Origin of the sequence: Leifsonia sp. SIMBA_070 (genome assembly GCF_046534635.1) — a bacterium.
In the GTDB taxonomy this organism is placed as follows: domain Bacteria; phylum Actinomycetota; class Actinomycetes; order Actinomycetales; family Microbacteriaceae; genus Leifsonia.
Window position 1 is genome coordinate 594,425 of record NZ_JAWRYK010000001.1, and the last position, 18,266, is coordinate 612,690.

16 protein-coding genes are annotated in these 18,266 nt (G+C 69.2%); 13 read left to right on the forward strand and 3 right to left on the reverse strand.

The window, feature by feature from the left end:
* Positions 1-44: 44 nt before the first annotated feature.
* From SB754_RS02670 to SB754_RS02715, 10 genes are all read left to right on the forward strand, one after another.
* Positions 45-1,178: a magnesium and cobalt transport protein CorA gene (locus tag SB754_RS02670; protein ID WP_410780806.1), complete on the forward strand. Its 1,134-nt coding sequence runs from the start codon at positions 45-47 to the stop codon at positions 1,176-1,178.
* 178 nt (positions 1,179-1,356) lie between these two features.
* Positions 1,357-2,439 carry a BMP family lipoprotein gene (locus tag SB754_RS02675; RefSeq protein WP_410780807.1) on the forward strand — a complete coding sequence of 361 codons (1,083 nt, stop codon included), beginning with the start codon at positions 1,357-1,359 and terminating at the stop codon, positions 2,437-2,439.
* Between the two features lie 165 nt (positions 2,440-2,604).
* Positions 2,605-4,125, forward strand: coding sequence for an ABC transporter ATP-binding protein (locus SB754_RS02680; RefSeq protein WP_410780808.1), 1,521 nt, complete (start codon positions 2,605-2,607; stop codon positions 4,123-4,125).
* Entirely contained in the window at positions 4,122-5,408 is a 1,287-nt protein-coding gene (locus SB754_RS02685) for an ABC transporter permease (RefSeq protein ID WP_410780809.1), read from the forward strand. Before SB754_RS02680 ends, SB754_RS02685 begins: the two co-directional genes overlap by 4 nt.
* The gene (locus SB754_RS02690; protein ID WP_410780810.1) at positions 5,405-6,694 is read left to right on the forward strand and encodes an ABC transporter permease; all 1,290 of its coding nucleotides are present in this window, start codon (positions 5,405-5,407) and stop codon (positions 6,692-6,694) included. Before SB754_RS02685 ends, SB754_RS02690 begins: the two co-directional genes overlap by 4 nt.
* Entirely contained in the window at positions 6,691-7,128 is a 438-nt protein-coding gene (locus tag SB754_RS02695; RefSeq protein WP_410780811.1) for a cytidine deaminase, read from the forward strand. Before SB754_RS02690 ends, SB754_RS02695 begins: the two co-directional genes overlap by 4 nt.
* A gap of 14 nt (positions 7,129-7,142) precedes the next feature.
* Positions 7,143-8,450: a thymidine phosphorylase gene (locus SB754_RS02700; RefSeq protein ID WP_410780812.1), complete on the forward strand. Its 1,308-nt coding sequence runs from the start codon at positions 7,143-7,145 to the stop codon at positions 8,448-8,450.
* A gap of 10 nt (positions 8,451-8,460) precedes the next feature.
* Complete coding sequence (locus SB754_RS02705) at positions 8,461-9,579, forward strand: adenosine deaminase (RefSeq protein WP_410780813.1); 1,119 nt, start codon at positions 8,461-8,463, stop codon at positions 9,577-9,579.
* Positions 9,580-9,603: 24 nt separating this feature from the next.
* Complete coding sequence (locus tag SB754_RS02710; RefSeq protein WP_410780814.1) at positions 9,604-10,065, forward strand: PTS sugar transporter subunit IIA; 462 nt, start codon at positions 9,604-9,606, stop codon at positions 10,063-10,065.
* Complete coding sequence (locus SB754_RS02715) at positions 10,062-10,334, forward strand: PTS sugar transporter subunit IIB (protein WP_121259595.1); 273 nt, start codon at positions 10,062-10,064, stop codon at positions 10,332-10,334. The genes SB754_RS02710 and SB754_RS02715 overlap by 4 nt, the downstream gene beginning before the upstream one ends.
* Positions 10,335-10,462: 128 nt before the next feature.
* On the opposite strand, the gene SB754_RS02720 is transcribed toward SB754_RS02715, so the two are convergent.
* Positions 10,463-10,765, reverse strand: coding sequence for an ArsR/SmtB family transcription factor (locus SB754_RS02720; protein ID WP_410780815.1), 303 nt, complete (start codon positions 10,763-10,765; stop codon positions 10,463-10,465).
* Positions 10,766-10,817: 52 nt separating this feature from the next.
* Between SB754_RS02720 and SB754_RS02725 the strand changes: the two genes are divergently transcribed.
* Positions 10,818-12,005 (forward strand): MFS transporter, encoded by a 1,188-nt coding sequence (locus SB754_RS02725; protein WP_410780816.1) that lies wholly within the window; start codon positions 10,818-10,820, stop codon positions 12,003-12,005.
* A gap of 89 nt (positions 12,006-12,094) precedes the next feature.
* On the opposite strand, the gene SB754_RS02730 is transcribed toward SB754_RS02725, so the two are convergent.
* Both SB754_RS02730 and SB754_RS02735 read right to left on the reverse strand, forming a co-directional pair.
* Positions 12,095-13,798 (reverse strand): phospho-sugar mutase, encoded by a 1,704-nt coding sequence (locus tag SB754_RS02730; RefSeq protein ID WP_410780817.1) that lies wholly within the window; start codon positions 13,796-13,798, stop codon positions 12,095-12,097.
* Positions 13,795-14,628 carry a purine-nucleoside phosphorylase gene (locus tag SB754_RS02735; RefSeq protein ID WP_410780818.1) on the reverse strand — a complete coding sequence of 278 codons (834 nt, stop codon included), beginning with the start codon at positions 14,626-14,628 and terminating at the stop codon, positions 13,795-13,797. The genes SB754_RS02730 and SB754_RS02735 overlap by 4 nt, the downstream gene beginning before the upstream one ends.
* An 85-nt stretch (positions 14,629-14,713) precedes the next feature.
* On the opposite strand from SB754_RS02735, the gene SB754_RS02740 reads away from it, so the two are divergent.
* Both SB754_RS02740 and SB754_RS02745 read left to right on the forward strand, forming a co-directional pair.
* Positions 14,714-16,150, forward strand: a complete 1,437-nt coding sequence (locus SB754_RS02740) for an NAD(P)H-quinone dehydrogenase (RefSeq protein ID WP_410780819.1) — start codon at positions 14,714-14,716, stop codon at positions 16,148-16,150.
* A 15-nt stretch (positions 16,151-16,165) separates the two neighbouring features.
* Positions 16,166-18,067 (forward strand): cation:proton antiporter, encoded by a 1,902-nt coding sequence (locus tag SB754_RS02745; protein ID WP_410780820.1) that lies wholly within the window; start codon positions 16,166-16,168, stop codon positions 18,065-18,067.
* Positions 18,068-18,266: the final 199 nt, after the last annotated feature.

Consider the following 18,266-nt stretch of genomic DNA (forward strand, 5'->3'; position numbering starts at 1 on the left):
CCCAGCGGGCCGTCTTCCTCTCTCGAGATCCCCGGAGGTGACCGATGGCCAACCTGAACCGACGCGGCATCCCCATGCCCTTCGTGACGCGCACCCGGCGGGTCGAGCCTCCGTCGCCCTCCGTCCCTCAGCAGCCGGTCGACCAGGCTCCGGGGCGCCGCAGCATGGTGGACAGCGCGATCTACGCACACGGCGTCCGGGTCGCCTCGCCGACGACGCTCTCCGACACCTATACGGCGCTCGCCGCCACCCCGGGCGGCGTCGCCTGGATCGGGCTCTACCGGCCCAGTGAGCAGGAGCTCCTGTCGCTCTCGGAGGAGTTCGACCTCCACCCGCTGGCGATCGAGGACGCGATCGTCGCCCACCAGCGTCCGAAGCTGGAGCGGTACGACACCGTCCTCTTCGTCGTGCTCAAGGCGGCGAACTACCTCGACGTCCCTGAGGAGGTCGACTTCGGCGAGCTGCACCTCTTCGTCGGACCGAACTTCGTGATCACCGTGCGCCATAGCGAGTCCCCGGACCTATCGCACGTCCGGCAGCGGATGGAGAGCGAGCCGGAGCTGCTGGCGCTCGGGCCGCAGGCGATCCTCTACGCGATCATCGACGCGGTGGTGGATGCGTACAGCCCGGTCGTCGCGGGTCTCGCGAACGACATCGACGAGATCGAGACGCAGGTGTTCGGCGGCGACGCTCTGGTGTCGCGGCGCATCTACGAGCTGTCGCGCGAGGTCATCGACTTCCAGCGGGCGACGCACCCGCTCTCGGCGGTGATGCTCGCGCTCGAGCGAGGGTCGACCAAGTACGGGGTGACGCAGGAGCTGGAGCGCCGGCTCCGCGACGTCGCGGACCACCTCACCCAGGTGAACGAGCGCGTCGACGGCTTCCGCTACCTGCTGCGCGACATCCTGACGGTGAACTCCACGCTGGTCTCGGAGCGGCAGAACGAGGAGATGACACGCCTCGCGCACTCCAGCCACCGGCAGGGCGAAGAGGTCAAGAAGATCTCGTCCTGGGCGGCGATCCTGTTCGCGCCGACGCTCATCGCCGGCATCTACGGCATGAACTTCACGCACATGCCGGAGCTCAGCTGGCCGCTGGGCTATCCGCTCGCGGTGCTCGCGATGGTCGGGTTGAGCGGGCTGCTGTATTCCATCTTCAAGCGCCGCGGCTGGCTCTGAACGGACCTCCCCGAACGGGTGACAGGCTGCTCGAATGAGCACGTGCCAATCGGGTGAGCATTTGTAACGCTTGCATGAAGAAGCCGGATTTTCGAACGGCGCTGTTCGTCACATTCGGTAACGTGAACCGCAGAAGCCTGCGATTACCCGCGCGGCTACGCATCTTGGAGGAACAACCTTGTCAATCACAGCCCGTAAGGCCGGCCTCGTCGGCCTGGCGGCGGTCGGCGTCATGTCGCTGCTCGCCGCATGCTCGGCTGCCCCGTCGGACAGCTCGTCCGGTGGCGCCGCGAAGAGCGACTTCCAGCCCTGCATGGTCTCCGACTCCGGTGGATTCGACGACCACTCGTTCAACCAGCTCGGCTATGAGGGTCTCCAGCAGGCCGCCAAGTCGCTGAACGTGAAGTACAAGTCGGCCGAGTCGAAGAGCGAGAACGACTTCGCCCCGAACATCGACAGCATGGTCAACGCCAACTGCAACCTGGTCGTGACGGTCGGCTTCCTGCTCAAGGACGCGACGGAGAAGGCCGCGAAGGCCAACCCGGACGTCAACTTCGCGATCATCGACGACAACGAGATCACCGCGAAGAACGTCAAGCCGATCATCTTCGACACTGCTCAGGCCGCGTTCCTGGCCGGCTACTCGGCCGCCAGCTACTCGAAGACCGGCATCGTCGGCACCTTCGGCGGCATGCAGATCCCGACGGTCACCATCTTCATGGACGGCTTCGCCGACGGCGTGAAGTACTTCAACGACCAGAAGGGCAAGTCGGTCAAGGTCGTCGGCTGGGATGTCGACAAGCAGAACGGCTCCTTCACCGGTGGCTTCGACGCCAATGAGACCGCGAAGAACACGGCTCAGGGCATCATCGACCAGAACGCCGACGTGATCATGCCGGTCGGCGGTCCGATCTACCAGTCCGCCGCGCAGGCCATCAAGGACTCGGGTAAGCCGATCGCGATGATCGGCGTCGACGCCGACGTCTTCCAGTCCGACCCGACCGTGAAGGACCTGCTCCTCACCTCGGTCATGAAGGGCATGAAGCCGGCGACCAACGACGTCGTCACCCAGGCGGCCAAGGGCAAGTTCGACAGCACTCCGTACGTGGGCACGCTGAAGAACGACGGCGTCGGCCTGGCCCCGTTCCACGACTTCGCCTCGAAGGTGGACTCGGGCCTGCAGGGCGAGCTCGACAAGATCAAGGCCGGCATCATCGACGGCTCGATCAAGGTCACGTCGCCGTCGTCGCCCAAGCAGTAACTGCGACGAGAACGCATCGACGGGGAGGTCAGCTGCGGCTGGCCTCCCTGTCGCGTTCCGCACTTGTCGCTGACGCTCATCTGAGCACACACTGACATATGTGCAAAAAGGTAGGTTGAACAAGCTCTGTGCTCTTGGGCGAGTAGAGAAGGAAACCCCACCCGAATGAAGCTCGAACTCCGCGGCATCACCAAACGCTTCGGTGCCCTGGTCGCGAACGACCACATCGATCTCACGGTCGAACCCGGCGAGATCCACTGCCTGCTCGGCGAGAACGGCGCAGGCAAGTCCACCCTCATGAACGTGCTCTACGGCTTCTACCAGGCCGACGAGGGCGAGATCCTGCTCGACGACGTCGTCCAGCGGTTCGCAGGCCCCGGCGACGCCATGAAAGCGGGCATCGGCATGGTGCACCAGCACTTCATGCTCATCCCGGTCTTCACCGTCGCCGAGAACGTCATGCTCGGTCACGAGCAGACGAAGCTCGGCGGCCGACTCGACCTGAACGCCGCCCGCGCTCAGGTGCGCGAGATCTCCGCCCGCTTCGGCTTCGACGTCGACCCGGACGCGCTGGTCGAAGACCTCCCGGTCGGCGTCCAGCAGCGCGTCGAGATCATCAAGGCGCTCTCCCAGAACGCGAAGGTCCTCGTCTTCGACGAGCCGACCGCGGTGCTCACCCCGCAGGAGACCGACGAGCTGATGGCGATCATGCGCCAGCTCAAAGAGCAGGGGACCGCGATCATCTTCATCACGCACAAGCTGCGCGAGGTGCGAGAGGTCGCCGACCGGATCACGGTCATCCGCCTCGGGAACGTCATCGGCGAGGCCGAGCCGACCGCGACGAACGTCGAGTTGGCGTCGATGATGGTCGGCCGTGCGGTCTCGCTGACCGTCGAGAAGGAGGCCGCGACGCCCGGTGCGCCGGCGCTGGTGGTGAAGGACCTCTCGGTGATCGATCCGATCGGTCAGCTGGTCGTCAACAACGTCAGCTTCGAAGTGCGCGCCGGCGAGATCCTCGCGATCGCGGGCGTCCAGGGCAATGGACAGACGGAGCTGACCGAGGCGATCATCGGCCTCCAGCCGCGCGTGCAGGGCGAGATCCTGCTCGACGGGAAGCCCATCCAGGGCCACAGCGTCCGCCGGGTCCTCGACGCGGGTGTCGGGTTCATCCCGGAGGACCGCAACGAGGACGGCCTGGTCGGTGAGTTCACCATCCAGGAGAACCTGATGCTCGACCGGTCGACCGATCAGCCGTTCGTGAAGAGCGGCAACATCCAGTTCTCGTATCTCAAGGACTTCGCCGAAGAGAAAGTGCGCGAGTTCGACGTGCGCACCCAGTCCATCGACACCAAGGTCGGGAGGCTCTCCGGCGGCAACGCGCAGAAGGTGGTCCTCGCCCGCGAGCTCAGCCGCGACCTGCGCCTGTTCGTCGCGGCGCAGCCCACCCGCGGTCTCGACGTCGGCTCGATCGAGTTCGTGCACAAGCGCATCGTCGAGACGCGCGACGCGGGCATCCCGGTCATCGTCGTCTCCACGGAGCTCGACGAGGTAGCCGCGCTCGCGGACCGCATCGCGGTGATGTACCGCGGGGGAATCGTAGGAATCGTGCCGGGTGACACGTCTCGTGACGTCCTCGGACTGATGATGGCCGGCGAGACGCCGGAGCAGGCAGGAGCAGCAGCATGACCGGGACCGACACGGCGCCGGCCCAGCCCGCCGGGCCGGGGAGCACGCCCCCCGCGCCCGCACACGACGAGGAGCCCTCGCGCTGGAACCAGGCGGTCCGCGACATCATGAGCGGACCGGTGGTCATCTCGATCCTGGCCGTCGTGCTGGCTCTGGTCGTCGGCGCCATCCTCATCGCCATCACCGACCCCCAGGTGCAGAAGGCCGCGGGCTACTTCTTCGCCCGCCCCGGCGACACGTTCTCGGCGATCTGGACCTCGGTGTCCAACGCCTACGTGTCCATGTTCCAGGGTGCGATCTACAACTTCCGCCGCCCCTCCTTCTCGGCGGGCATCCGGCCGCTCACCGACACCCTGACCTTCGCGACGCCGCTGATCGTCAGCGGTCTCGGCGTCGCGCTGGCGTTCCGCGTCGGCCTGTTCAACATCGGTGGACAGGGACAGCTCCTCATCGCGGCCGCTGCAGCGGCATGGGTCGGCTTCTCGTTCAACCTGCCGCCGGTCCTCCACCTGGTGCTCGCGGTGATCGCCGGCATCGTCGGCGGGGCGATCTGGGCCGGGATCGTCGGCCTCCTGAAGGCGCGGACCGGTGCGCACGAGGTGATCGTCACGATCATGCTCAACTACATCGCGTTCTACCTGATCGCGTACATGCTGCGCACGAAGGGTCTGCTCCAGGCGCCGGGATCGAACAACCCGAAGGCGCCGGCCGTCCACGCGAACGCCGTCTTCCCTCCGCTGTTCGGCGAGCAGTACAACCTGACCTGGGCGTTCGTGATCGTGATCGCGGCGACCGTGTTCGTGTGGTGGCTGATCAACCGGTCGAGCCTCGGCTTCCGCTTCCGTGCCGTCGGTGAGAACCCCAACGCCGCGCGCGTCGCGGGCATCAACGTCAAGAACATCTACGTGTACGCGATGCTGATCGCGGGTGGTCTCGTCGGCCTCGCCGGCGCGAGCCAGGCGCTCGGCGTCTTCCCCCAGGGCATCAGCTCGGGTGTGGATGCGGGCATCGGCTTCGATGCGATCACCGTTGCGCTGCTCGGCCGCTCCCGGCCGTGGGGCGTGTTCATCGCCGGTCTGCTGTTCGGGGCGCTCAAGGCCGGCGGTTACACCATCCAGGCGGCGAACGACATCCCGATCGACATCGTCCTGATCCTGCAGTCGCTGATCGTGCTGTTCGTCGCCGCCCCGCCGCTGGTGCGCGCGATCTTCCGTCTGCCCGCGCCGGGGAGCTCTCCCCGGAGACCGGGTCCCATCGTCACGAAGGAGGTGGAGGCCAAGTGAGCACCACCGCCCCCGTCGTCCCCGACTCCTCGCCGATCGTCCTCGAGAAGGCCGAGATCCGCTCCTGGAAGGCGCCGATCGCCTTCGCCGTCTTCGTCGTGATCAGCGTCGTGCTGTTCTTCGGCTTCGCGCGGCACGGCCAGAGCACCTTCCGGTTCTCCGAGAAGTCGGACGCGATCACCCTCCCGAACCTGACGGTCGACACGTTCGTCACCACGACCGTCGTGACCGTGCTGCTGATCGGGCTGACGGCGCTCAGCGCGTATTACTCGTACCGCGCCAGGACGACGCCGATCTGGGTGGTCATCGTGTTCGCGCTCCTGTTCATGTTCGCGTTCCTCGCCTGGGCGGGATCGGGTGAGCTGCCGGTGCCCGTCACCGGTCTGCTCCTCGGCACGATCAGCCTCTCCGTGCCTCTGGTGTTCGGTGCGCTGGGCGGCGTCATCTCGGAGCGGGGCGGCGTCGTCAACGTCGCCATCGAGGGTCAGCTGCTCGCCGGCGCCTTCGTCTCGGCGATGACGGCCACCCTCACCGGCAGCTGGGTGGTCGGTCTCCTGGCCGCCCTCGTCGCCGGCGTGCTGGTCTCGTTCGTCCTCGCCGCCTTCTCGATCAAGTACCTGGTCGACCAGGTGATCGTCGGCGTCGTGCTGAACGTGCTCGTCACCGGCCTGACCAGCTTCCTGTACTCGACCGTCCTCGCCGGGGATCCGCAGCTGCTGAACCACCCGCCGCGCCTGCCGGAGTGGCCCATCCCGCTGCTGAGCGACATCCCGGTCATCGGCCCTGTGCTGTTCCACCAGACGATCATCGAGTACCTCATGTACATCGCGATCTTCGCGGTCTGGTTCGGACTGTTCAAGACCCGCTGGGGCCTGCGCCTCCGCTCGGTCGGCGAGCACCCGGAGGCCGCGGACACGGTCGGCATCAACGTCAACAGCACGCGGTTCTGGAACGTCTCCCTCGCCGGAGCCGTCGCCGGCCTCGGTGGCGCGTACTTCACGCTGGGCTCTGTGGGCGCCTTCTCGAAAGAGATGACCGCCGGACAGGGCTTCATCGCCCTCGCGGCCGTGATCTTCGGCCGCTGGGATCCGATCCGCGCGACCCTCGCCGCCCTGTTGTTCGGCTTCGCGTCGAACCTGCAGAACGTCCTGGGCATCATCGGCTCGCCGGTCCCCAGCGAGTTCATGCTGATGCTGCCCTACGTCGTCACCATCTTCGCGGTCGCCGGCCTGGTGGGCCTGTCCCGGGCTCCGGCCGCCGACGGAAAGCCGTACATCAAGTCATGAGCGCACAGAACCCGACCCCGGAGTCCATCGACTGGGAGGCCCTCCGTTCGGCCGCGAACGAGGCCATGAGCCACGCCTACGTGCCGTACTCGAAGTTCCCGGTGGGAGCGGCGGCTCTCGTCGACGACGGGCGCGTCGTCAGCGGCTGCAACGTCGAGAACGCCAGCTACGGCGTCACGCTGTGCGCCGAGTGCGGACTGGTGTCGTCGCTCGCCATGACAGGCGGCGGCCGTCTCATCGCCTTCACCTGCGTCGACGGCGACGGCGCCACGCTGATGCCGTGCGGACGCTGCCGTCAGCTGCTGTACGAACACTCGGCCGAGGGGATGCTGCTGGAGACCGTCTCCGGCATCCGCACCATCGACCAGGTGCTGCCCGACGCGTTCGGGCCGCGCCAGCTCGCCGCCTACGCGGCCGAGCACGAGAACGACTGAACAGGAACACCTCTGTGACCGATCTGACCGGAGAGGTCGAGGCGTTCGACGCCGTCGACCTCATCAGGACCAAGCGCGACCGCGGCGAGCTGAGCACGGCGGAGATCGACTGGCTGGTCGACGCGTACACGCGCGGCTACGTGGGCGACGAGCAGATGTCCGCGATGACCATGGCGATCTTCCTCAACGGGATGACCCGCCGCGAGATCAAAGACCTGACCCTCGCGATGATCGCGTCGGGCGAGCGGATGGACTTCTCGGGGCTCGGGAAGCCGACCGCCGACAAGCACTCCACCGGCGGCGTCGGCGACAAGATCACCCTGCCCCTGATGCCGCTGGTCGCCACCTTCGGCGTCGCTGTGCCGCAGCTCTCGGGCCGAGGACTCGGCCACACCGGGGGGACGCTGGACAAACTGGAGAGCATCCCGGGCTGGCGCGCGAGCCTCAGCAACGAGGAGATGTTCGAGCAGCTGCGGAACGAGGGCGGCGTCATCTGCGCGGCCGGCTCCGGCCTGGCTCCGGCCGACGGCAAGCTGTATGCGCTGCGCGACATCACCGGAACAGTCGAGGCGATCCCGCTGATCGCCTCGTCGATCATGTCGAAGAAGATCGCGGAGGGCACGAGCGCGCTCGTCCTCGACGTGAAGTTCGGGTCGGGCGCCTTCCTCAAGGACATCGAGCGCTCGCGCGAGCTCGCCAGGACCATGGTCGAGCTGGGCCGGGATGCGGGTGTCGCGACGTCCGCGCTCCTCACCGACATGAACGTGCCGCTCGGCCTGGCCATCGGCAACGCGAACGAGGTCCGCGAGTCGGTCGAGGTCCTCGCCGGCGGCGGCCCCGCCGACATCGTCGAGCTGACCGTCGCGCTGGCCCGCGAGATGCTGACGCTCGCCGGCCGCCCCGACGAGGATGTGGAGGCCGCCCTGAAGGACGGGCGCGCCATGGACAAGTGGCGCGAGGTCATCCGCGCCCAGGGTGGCGACCCGGATGCGGCGCTCCCCGTTGCGAAGGAGACCCACACGGTGGTCGCGGACGCCGACGGAGTGCTCGTCGAGCAGCAGGCGCTGCCGTTCGGCATCGCCGCGTGGCGGCTCGGGGCCGGCCGCGCGCGCAAGCAGGACCCGGTGCAGCACGCGGCCGGGATCGACCTCCACGCCAAGCCCGGCGACGAGGTCCGCGCCGGCCAGCCGCTCTTCACGCTGTCGGCCGACGAGCCCGCCCGGTTCGAGCGCGCGCTGGACGCCCTGGAGGGCGCCTACCGCATCGCGCCCGCCGGGACCGCGTTCGAGCGCGGCCCGCTGATCGCCGACCGCATCGCCTAGGGTTGGACTCATGAGCGACGCCTGGAACGAGTACGAGCTGGCCGACGGAACCGAGATCCGTCCCCTCCCGAAGGTCTCCCTCCACGATCACCTCGACGGCGGTCTCCGCCCGGCGACCGTGCTGGAGCTCGCGGAGGAGATCGGCCTGGAGCTTCCGGCGACCGACGCCGCAGAGCTCGGCCGCTGGTTCGCCGAGAAGTCCAACTCCGGCTCGCTCGTCGAGTACCTGAAGACCTTCGACCTGACCACCGCAGTCATGCAGACCCGCGAGGGTCTCACCCGGGTCGCGCGCGAGTTCGTGCAGGACCTCGGCGAGGACGGCGTCGTCTACGGCGAGGTCCGCTGGGCGCCCGAGCAGCACCTCTCCCGCGGCCTGAGCCTCGACGAGACGGTCGAGGCCGTGCAGGAGGGGATCGAGCAGGGAATCGACGACGTGCGCAATGCGGGCGGCCGCATCCGCGTGGGCCAGCTGGTCAGCGCGATGCGGCAGAACGACCGCGGGCTGGAGATCGCCCAGCTCGCCGTCCGGCACCGCGACCGCGGGGTGGTCGGCTTCGACATCGCCGGTCCTGAGGCCGGGTTCCCCGCCTCGAACCTGCGCGACGCGTTCGACTACCTCGCCGCCGAGTTCTTCCCGGCCACCGTGCACGCGGGCGAGGCCGACGGCCTGGACAGCATCCGCGGCGCCCTCCTCGATGGCCGCGCCCTGCGTCTCGGCCACGGTGTGCGCCTGGCCGAGGACATCACCATCGAGCGTCAGGACGACGACAACACGTACGTGACGCTCGGCTCGCTGTCGCAGTGGGTCAAAGACAGGGAGATCGCGCTCGAGACGAGCCCGACCTCCAATCTGCAGACCGGCGCGATCGCGGCCTGGGGCGACGACATCCTCGACCACCCGTTCGACCTGCTCTACCAGCTCGGCTTCCGGGTGACGGTGAACACCGACAACCGCCTGATGAGCGGCACGACGCTCACCCGCGAGCTCAGCATCCTCGCCGACGCCTTCGCCTACGACCGGACAGACCTGGAGATCTTCCAGCTCAACGCCGCTGCCGGAGCGTTCCTGCCCCTGGAAGAGCGTGAAGAGCTGGCCGAGATCATCACAGCAGGTTTCGAGGGTTCGTAACCCCCCGGGCGTTACTCTGAACTCATGTCACTGCCACCGCTGCCTGATTCCGCCATCACCGTCGGCGCGCACGCCGTCGACTGGCGCCAGGCGGTCGAGCTGGCCGGCGAGGCGCTGGCCCGCTCGGGAGCGACCGAGCAGGGCTACGGACAGCGCATGATCCAGGTGATCGAGGAGTTCGGGGCGTACATCGTGATCGCGCCGGGCCTCGCTCTCGCCCACGCCCGGCCCGGGCCGGATGTGAATGCGGACGGCCTCGCGGTCGTCACCCTCGACGAGCCGGTGGTCTTCGGCCACCCGCACAACGACCCGGTCTCGGTGGTCCTCGGCCTCGCCGTGTCGACCCCGGAGGCGCACGTCACCAGCGTGGCGGAGCTCGCCAACGTCTTCAACGATCCGGAGGCCATTCCCGCGCTCGCGGCCGCCACCGACGTCGCCGAGGTGCAGCGCATCCTCACCCTGAGCGAAGAAGAGGCGTCGCGGTGAAGATCGTCGCCATCTGCGGCGTCGGCGTCGGCACCTCCGGCATCCTCAAGGTGAACGCCGAGCGCGTGCTCGACCGGCTCGGGATCGACGCCGACGTGACGGCCTCCGACGCCGCCCACATCGACGAGGCGGCGGCCGACGCGCAGGTCGTCCTGACGTCGCCGGAGCTCGTCGACCGCATCGGCCGGACCAACGCCGACGTCATCGTCGTGAACAACTACTTCGACCTCGAGGAGCTCGAGCAGAAGCTCGACGAAGCGCTGGGCTGACGCCCGCCGCTCGCCAGACTCCCGTCGCTCGCCCGACTCCTGTCGAGTAGCGACCAGATGTCACCACTCGACCCGAATTCGAGCATCGACTCACCACTCGGCGGCGGCGGGATGGGCCGGACGGCGGGTCAGTCGCGGAGGAGGGCGTCGATGAGGCCGGGGAAGCGCGCGTCGAGCTCGTCGCGGCGCAGCTGGATCTCGTGCGTGCGGCCGCTGACGATGGTGCGTGTGACGCCGGCCTCACGGAGGGTCTTGAAGTGGTGCGCCATGGTCGACTTCTGGATGTCGACGCCCCACTCGGTCATCGACTTGGGATGCGGGCGCCCGTCGGCGAGCACGCGGACGATCTGCAGGCGGATGGGGTCGCCGACCGCGCGCAGCACGTCGACGAGCTGCACGTCTGCGATGTCGGGGGTGGGGTAGTCGGTCATGCTCACCAAAAACTGTTTGACAATCATCGAACAATAGTCGTACCGTGACAGTATGACATCCGTCGAACAATCGTACCGCAGAAGCCTCCCCGCCCTGCTGGTGCTCGCCCTGGCGCTCTTCGTCGTCGGCACCAACGCATTCGTGATCGCCGGCCTCCTGCCCAGAGTCGCGGCAGGACTTGGCGCCACCGCCACTCAGGTGAGCTGGTCCATCACCAGCTACAGCCTCGTCGTCGCCGTGGCCGCGCCCGCCGTCTCCATCCTGCTGCCGCGCGTCCCGCGGGCGACACTGATGGCGACAGGGCTCGCGGTCTTCGCCCTCGGAACAGCCGTCTCGGCGCTCGCTCCGGACCTGACGCTGTTCATCGCCGGGCGCACGTTCTCCGGGTTGGGCGGTGCGGCACTCGTGCCGACGGCGACCGCCGCGGCGGCCTCCCTCGCGCGCCCCGGCAAGCGCGGTCAGGCGCTCGCGATCGTGGGCGCCGGGTTCACCCTGGCGACCGCGGTCGGGTCTCCGCTCGGCACCGCACTGGGCGGCGCGGCGGGCTGGCGGTTCGCGCTGTGGTGCATCGTCGGCATCGCTGTGGTGCTCGTCGTCGCCATCCCGCTCGTGGTTCGCGGTGTTCCGGTCCCTCCGTCCGTCTCGCTCAGGCGCCGGCTCGCCCCGCTCGGCGATCTCCGGATCGTCGCGCCGCTCGGCACGACCCTCCTGATGATCGCCGGCTTCAACATCGTCTACATCTTCTCGGCGGCCGTCACCCACGCCTCGACCGGCGGGTCGGGAGCGCTGCTCGCCGTGCTGCTGCTCGCCTACGGCGCGGCCGGCGTGGCGGGCAACACGGTGGCCGGGCCGCTCACCGACCGGTTCGGCAGCCGACCGGTGGCGGCGGTCGCTCTCGCGGCGCAGGCCGTCACCCTCGTCGTGTTGGCGTTCACCGAAGCATCCTTCGCCGCGTCGGTGGTCGTGTTCGCCCTGTGGGGCGTCGCGGCGTTCGCCATCGCCATCCCCGTGCAGCACCGGCTGGTGCACGTCGAGCCGGAGAACGCGGCCCTCTCACTCTCCTGGTATTCGACCGCGATGTACGTCGGCATCGCTGTCGCCCCGCCGATCGGCACGCTGGCGCTGGCCGCGGGCGGACCGGTGGCGGTCCCGCTGGCGGGAGCGGTGGTCAGCGTCGCCGCACTCGCGACCTTCCTGCTGGGATACCTCGCCAGGGCGCCGCGCGCCGTCACGGTGTAGACGCCGGGCCGGAGCCGGCGGTGGGCTGCGGCCGTCGGCGGGATGGCGGATAGCCGCGCCGCGGATGGCCGCCATCCCACCGCGAGGTCCTACGCCGTGAGCAGCCGCATCGCCTCGCCCAGCTCCGCCACGCGGGCGGTCGCCGTCGCGCGACGCTCCTCGACGGTGCCCTGGTTGCTGGAGGCGTCGATGTAGATCTTCAGCTTCGGCTCGGTGCCGCTCGGGCGCACCATCACCCGCGAGCCGTCCTCGAGCAGGATGCGCAGCACGTCGCTGGGCGGCAGGCCGCCGAAGCCGTCGCGCAGGTCGTCGATCTGCGCGACCTTCACCTCGCCGAGGTGGCTGGGCGGGGTCGACCGCAGTGCCGACATGATCTCGCCGATACGGGACAGTTCGGTGACACGGATCGAGATCTGGTCGCTGGCGAAGAAGCCGAACCGCTCGGCGAAGGCATCGAGCCGCTGCGCGACCGTCACCCCGTCTGCCGCCAGTCCGTTCGCGAGGTCGAGGAACGCCACGGCTGCTGAGATGCCGTCCTTGTCGCGGACGGTGTCCGGGTTCACCAGATAGCCGAGAGCCTCCTCGTACCCGTAGATGAGCCCGGGAGCCCGGGACACCCACTTGAATCCGGTGAGGGTGTCGGCGAAATCGAGGCGGTACGCCGCAGCGACCGCCGCCAGTGCGGGGGAGGAGACGATGGAGCAGGCCAGCGCCCCGAACGGACCGCGCTCGTCCGCCTGGGCCACCGCGAGCTCGGCGGCGCGCCAGCCGAGCAGCGCGCCCACCTCGTTGCCGGAGAGCCGGCGGTAGCCGTCGGCGCTGGACGCGTCCGGGATGGCGACGGCGAGGCGGTCGGCGTCGGGATCGTTGGCGATGACCAGGTCGGCGCCGGCCTCGCGCGCGGTCGCGAAGGACAGGTCCATCGCGCCCGGCTCTTCCGGATTCGGGAAGGCCACGGTCGGGAAAGCCGGGTCGGGATCGATCTGCTCGGCCACAGGCGTGGGGGAGGCGAAACCGGCACGCGAGAAGACCTCGCGAGCTGTCCGCCAGCCGACGCCGTGCATGGCGGTGTACGCGAACGAGACGGCGTCACGCGGCGTCGAGGTGGCAGCCACAGCGACCGTCGCGTCGATGTACGCCTGCTCGACGTCGTCGGACGCGACCTCGTAGCGGTCCGAGCGGGGCAGGTCGGCAACGCTGCCCCGGGCGACGTCGAGGATGTGCGCGGCGATCTCCGCATCGACCGGCGAGACGATCTGCGAGCCGTGATCCTCTCCGCCGAGGTAGACCTTGTACCCGTTGTCGTTGGGCGGGTTGTGGCTGGCGGTCACCATGACACCGGCGCTGGCCTCAAGATGCCGGACGGCGAAGGCGAGGACGGGGGTCGGCAGGAGGCGCGGGAGCAGCACCGCGCGGATTCCGGCGCCCGCCATGAGCTCCGTCGTGTCGCGCGCGAAGACGTCCGAGTTCTTGCGCCCGTCGTAGCCGATCACCACGGACGGGGTTCCGCCCTCGGTGTGCTCGAGCAGCCAGCGGGCGAAACCGGCGGCCGCCTGGGCCACCAGCACGCGGTTCATCCGGTTGGGGCCGGCGGCGATCGCGCCGCGCAGGCCGGCCGTGCCGAACGCCAGGCGCTCGTCGAAGCGGGAGTGCAGCTCGGCGAGCGCATCGGCAGACCCGGACTCGGCCTCCACGATCAGGGCGTCCAGCTCGTTGCGGGTCTCGGGATCCGGGTCCTGGGCCAGCCAGGCGCGGGCCTCTTCGAGGAGCTGCGCGGTGTCCTTCGTGCTCACAGGACCTCCACGATCTGGGCGAGCAGGGCGCTGATCACCGGCTCGGCCTCGCGGCCCGCGTCGATGACCTCCTGGTGGCTGAGCGGGGTCTTCTGGATGCCAGCGGCCAGGTTGGTGATGAGGGACATGCCGAGGATCTCCATGCCCGCCTGGCGCGCCGCGATCGCCTCGAGGGCGGTGGACATGCCGACGATGTGGCCGCCCATCGCCTTCGCCATCTGCACCTCGGCGGGGGTCTCGTAGTGCGGACCGCGGAACTGCGTGTAGACGCCCTCGTCGAGCGACGGCTCCACCGTCCGGGCGATCTCGCGCAGCCGGGAGGAGTAGAGGTCGGTCAAGTCGATGAAGGTCGCTCCCTCCAGCGGCGAGTCGGCCGTCAGGTTGATGTGGTCGCTGATCAGGACGGGCGTGCCCGGCTTCCAGTGGTCCTTGATGCCGCCCGCGCCGTTGGTGAGGACCATCGTCTTCGCTCCGGCAGCCGCGGCCGTGCGGACGCTGTGGACCACCCGGCGGACCCCGTGGCCCTCGTAGTAGTGGGTCCGTGCGCCGATGACGAGCGCGTGCTTGCCGTTGGCGAGGCGGATCGAGCGCAGCGTCCCGACGTGCCCGGCCAGCGCCGGCTTGCTGAAGCCGACGATCTCGGTGGCGGGGACGGTGGCGACGGTCTCGCCGATGAGATCCGCGGCCTTGCCCCAGCCGCTCCCGAGCGTGAGGGCGATGTCGTGGCGCTCGACGCCGGTCTTCTCGGCGAGTTGGGCGGCTGCCTGGCGCGCCACCCCGAACGGGTCGGCAGCCGGGTCGTCGAGCGGGTTGGTGGTGGAATCCAGCATGAGGCAACTCTACTGAGCCGACGGCTTTCCACAGGTCCGTGACCGGTTGCGCATCGGTGCACCCCCATACGGAAGAATGGTGGCCATGTCGTATGAATTCGAGCGCAAGCAGCGCATCGCAGTGCTCGGTGGGGGCCCCGGAGGATACGAGGCGGCACTGGCGGGCGCGCAGCTCGGAGCCGAGGTGACGCTGGTGGAGCGCTCCGGCGTGGGCGGTTCAGCCGTGATCACCGACGTCGTACCCTCCAAGAGCCTGATCGCGACGGCGGAGGCGACGAACTCCATCGGCGAGGCGACAGACCTGGGCGTCCAGTTCTTCCACCGTGGCGAGACCGGCAAGCCGGTGCGCCCGGAGATCGCGGTCAACCTCGCCGCCGTCAACAAGCGGCTGGTGGGCCTCGCGCGGCAGCAGTCCGAGGACATGCGGGCCGAGCTCGTGCGCTCCGGCGTGCGCATCGTCAACGGCGAGGGCCGGCTCGACGGCGCAGGCGCCGTCATCGTCTCCACCGCGAAGGGCGACTCCGGCACCGACTTCGACCGGGTGGAGGCCGACACGATCGTCGTGGCCGTCGGCGCCTCCCCTCGGGTCCTCCCGTCCGCCGTTCCCGATGGGGAGCGGATCATGACGTGGACGCAGCTGTACGACCTCCAAGCGGTCCCGTCCCACCTCATCGTGGTCGGATCGGGCGTCACGGGCGCCGAGTTCGCCTCCGCCTACACCGCGCTCGGCTCCAAGGTCACGCTCATCTCTTCCCGCGATCAGGTCCTCCCGGGCGAGGACGCCGACGCGGCTGCTGTGATCGAGAACGTCTTCCGCCGGAACGGCATGCAGGTGCTGTCGAAGTCGCGCGCCGAGTCGGTGGTCCGGACCGCCGACGGCGTCGTCGCCACGCTCACCGACGGCCGTACGATCGAGGGCTCGCACTGCCTCATGGCGGTCGGCTCCGTCCCGAACACGGCAGGGATCGGTCTCGAGGAGGCCGGGGTGCAGCTCACGAAGTCCGGCAACATCCGCGTCAACCGCGTGGCCCGCACCTCCATCCCGAACATCTACGCCGCCGGCGACTGCTCCGACTCGCTGCCGCTCGCCTCCGTCGCCTCGATGCAAGGCCGGACCGCCGTGTTCCACGCGATGGGGGACGCCGTGAACCCGATCGAGCTGAGGAACGTGAGCTCGAACATCTTCACCCAGCCCGAGATCGCCACGGTGGGCTGGAGCCAGAAGCAGATCGAGGAGGGCATCGCGCAGGGCGACATCTACAAGCTGCCGCTTAAGTCGAACCCGCGCGCCAAGATGCTCGGCATCCGCGACGGCTTCGTGAAACTGTTCGCGCGCACCGGCTCCGGCACGGTCATCGGCGGCGTGATCGTGGCGCCGCGCGCCTCCGAGCTGATCTTCCCGCTCGCGCTCGCCGTGGAGCAGCGCCTGACGGTCGACCAGGTCGCCCGGGCATTCACGGTCTACCCCTCGCTGTCCGGATCCATCACCGACGCCGCGCGCGCCATGCACATCGTGGTCTGACCAGGCGGCCGGGGGATGGAGATCGGGCTGGTCGTCGGCGTCCTCGCCGTGCTGGCGATCGCAGCGGCGACGACCATCGGGCCGAAGTTCGGTGTGGCGTCACCGCTCATCCTCGTGGTCGTCGGCATCCTGGTGAGCCTGCTGCCGTTCGTCCCGGCTGTGACCATCCAGCCGGAGTGGATCATCGCGGGAGTCCTTCCCCCACTGCTCTACTCGGCGTCGGTGTCCATGCCGGCGATGAACTTCCGGAGGGAGTTCGGGGCGATCGGCGGACTGTCGGTCCTGCTGGTGATCGTCAGCTCGCTGCTGCTCGGCCTGTTCTTCGCCTGGGTCATCCCCGGGCTCGGACTGGGATGGGGGGTCGCGCTGGGGGCCATCGTGAGCCCGACGGACGCGGTCGCGACCGGCATCGTGAAGCGCGCCGGCATCTCGCCCCGGGTGGTGGCGATCCTCGAGGGTGAGAGCCTCCTGAACGACGCGACGGCGCTGGTGCTGTTACGTGCAGCCATCGCTGCGGCCGGCGCGGCGACGTTCACCTTCGGCGCGGTCACGCTGACGTTCCTCTACTCCGTGGTCGTCGCCGTGGTCTTCGGCGCCGTGGTCGGCTGGCTCAACCTGATGGTCCGGAAGCGCGTGAAGGAGGCGACCGTCAATACGGTCATCTCCTTCACGGTGCCGTTCATCGCCTCCATCCCCGCCGAGGCGCTCGGTGCCTCCGGACTCGTCGCCGCCGTCGTCGCGGGCCTGGTGACCGGAAGCCGCGCGCCGCGACTGCTCTCGCCGGAGCACCGTCTGTCGGACGCGCAGAACTGGCGGACGGTCGAGCTCATCCTCGAGGGGCTCATCTTCCTGACGATGGGTCTCGAACTGTTCGGCATCCTGCAGAAGGTGCAGAACGACCATGCCGGGGTGCTGCCGGCGATCGGCATCGCCGCCGGTGCGCTGCTGCTGACCATCCTGGTCCGTGCCGGGTTCGTGGCGCCGCTGCTGGCGCTGCTGTCTCGGCGCCATCGCCGGTCGCAGCGGATACGGCCGCGGCTGGAGCAGCTGCAGCAGCACCTCACCGACCCGGAGGCCGTGCAGCGGGGGATCGCACAGCGGGTGGGGCCGTCCGACACGCGGGCGCTTCCCCCGGGGGCCGAGACCGTGGTGCCGGAGGATGCGGGCGAGGAGGCGCTCGCCGTCGAGGGCGCGCTCGCCGCTCCACGTCTTCCGGACGCGGTGTTCCAGGATCCGCGTTCCGACCGACGCACCGGGCGCCCGCGCACGAGTCGCCCGCGCACCGGTCGCCCGCGCACCCTCTCTCCCAAGGAGGCCGAGCGGCGGCGGCGACGTCTGGCGCGGCGGGGGATCCCGACGGTCGAGAACCTCACCCGCTTCGCCACCCGGCTTCGGCGCCTGCTCGCCGACATCGACTACTTCACCGGTGCGCCGCTCGGCTGGCGCGAAGGCACCATCGTGGTCTGGGCGGGGATGCGGGGAGCCGTCACCGTGGCGGCCGCCCAGTCCCTGCCGGAGCAGACACCGGGACGATCGGTGCTCGTGCTGATCGCGTTCCTCGTCGCCGCCGGCTCCCTACTTCTGCAGGGCGGGACGCTCGGCCCTGTGCTGCGCCTCGTCAAGCCGGCCGGCGCGGATCCGGAGTCGGAGCGGGAGGAGCGGCGCCGGCTCATGGAGCTGCTCTACGAGGCAGGGAAGAAGGTTCCGCAGCCCGCGACGACGGAACGAACGCCGGAAGCCTTCGCCGAGCACAAGGCTGCGCGCCTGGCCCGGCTGCGCGCACAGCGCGACGCGCTGCTGGACGCCCGCGACGACGGCACCTTCAGCGCCGACGTGCTCGCCGGGGCTCTGAGCAACCTGGACGCCGACGAGATCAGCATCGACCTCAAGGGCGACCCGACGGAGGCGACCGGCTGACGGGTGCTGCGTCCTGTTTTCAGGAGGATCGGCGCGTGCGTGGCGGTTCCTGTTTTCAGGAGATCCGCGTGTGCGTGGCCGTTCCTGTTTTCAGGAGATCCGCGTGTGCATGGCCGTTCCTGTTTTCAGGAGAACTGACGCCCGTGGGGCGATCCTGTATTCAGGAGAATCTCCCACTCCTGGACGGTCCTGTTTTCAG

Bases quoted from the DNA above. Each gene is read 5' to 3' on its own strand.
- SB754_RS02705 (WP_410780813.1), top strand. From the start codon at position 8,461: ATGAGCGACGCCTGGAACGAGTACGAGCTGGCCGACGGAACCGAGATC.
- SB754_RS02740 (WP_410780819.1), top strand. From the start codon at position 14,714: ATGTCGTATGAATTCGAGCGCAAGCAGCGCATCGCAGTGCTCGGTGGG.
- SB754_RS02685 (WP_410780809.1), top strand. From the start codon at position 4,122: ATGACCGGGACCGACACGGCGCCGGCCCAGCCCGCCGGGCCGGGGAGC.
- SB754_RS02695 (WP_410780811.1), top strand. From the start codon at position 6,691: ATGAGCGCACAGAACCCGACCCCGGAGTCCATCGACTGGGAGGCCCTC.
- SB754_RS02670 (WP_410780806.1), top strand. From the start codon at position 45: ATGGCCAACCTGAACCGACGCGGCATCCCCATGCCCTTCGTGACGCGC.
- SB754_RS02725 (WP_410780816.1), top strand. From the start codon at position 10,818: ATGACATCCGTCGAACAATCGTACCGCAGAAGCCTCCCCGCCCTGCTG.
- SB754_RS02720 (WP_410780815.1), bottom strand. From the start codon at position 10,765: ATGACCGACTACCCCACCCCCGACATCGCAGACGTGCAGCTCGTCGAC.
- SB754_RS02745 (WP_410780820.1), top strand. From the start codon at position 16,166: ATGGAGATCGGGCTGGTCGTCGGCGTCCTCGCCGTGCTGGCGATCGCA.
- SB754_RS02710 (WP_410780814.1), top strand. From the start codon at position 9,604: ATGTCACTGCCACCGCTGCCTGATTCCGCCATCACCGTCGGCGCGCAC.
- SB754_RS02680 (WP_410780808.1), top strand. From the start codon at position 2,605: ATGAAGCTCGAACTCCGCGGCATCACCAAACGCTTCGGTGCCCTGGTC.
- SB754_RS02735 (WP_410780818.1), bottom strand. From the start codon at position 14,628: ATGCTGGATTCCACCACCAACCCGCTCGACGACCCGGCTGCCGACCCG.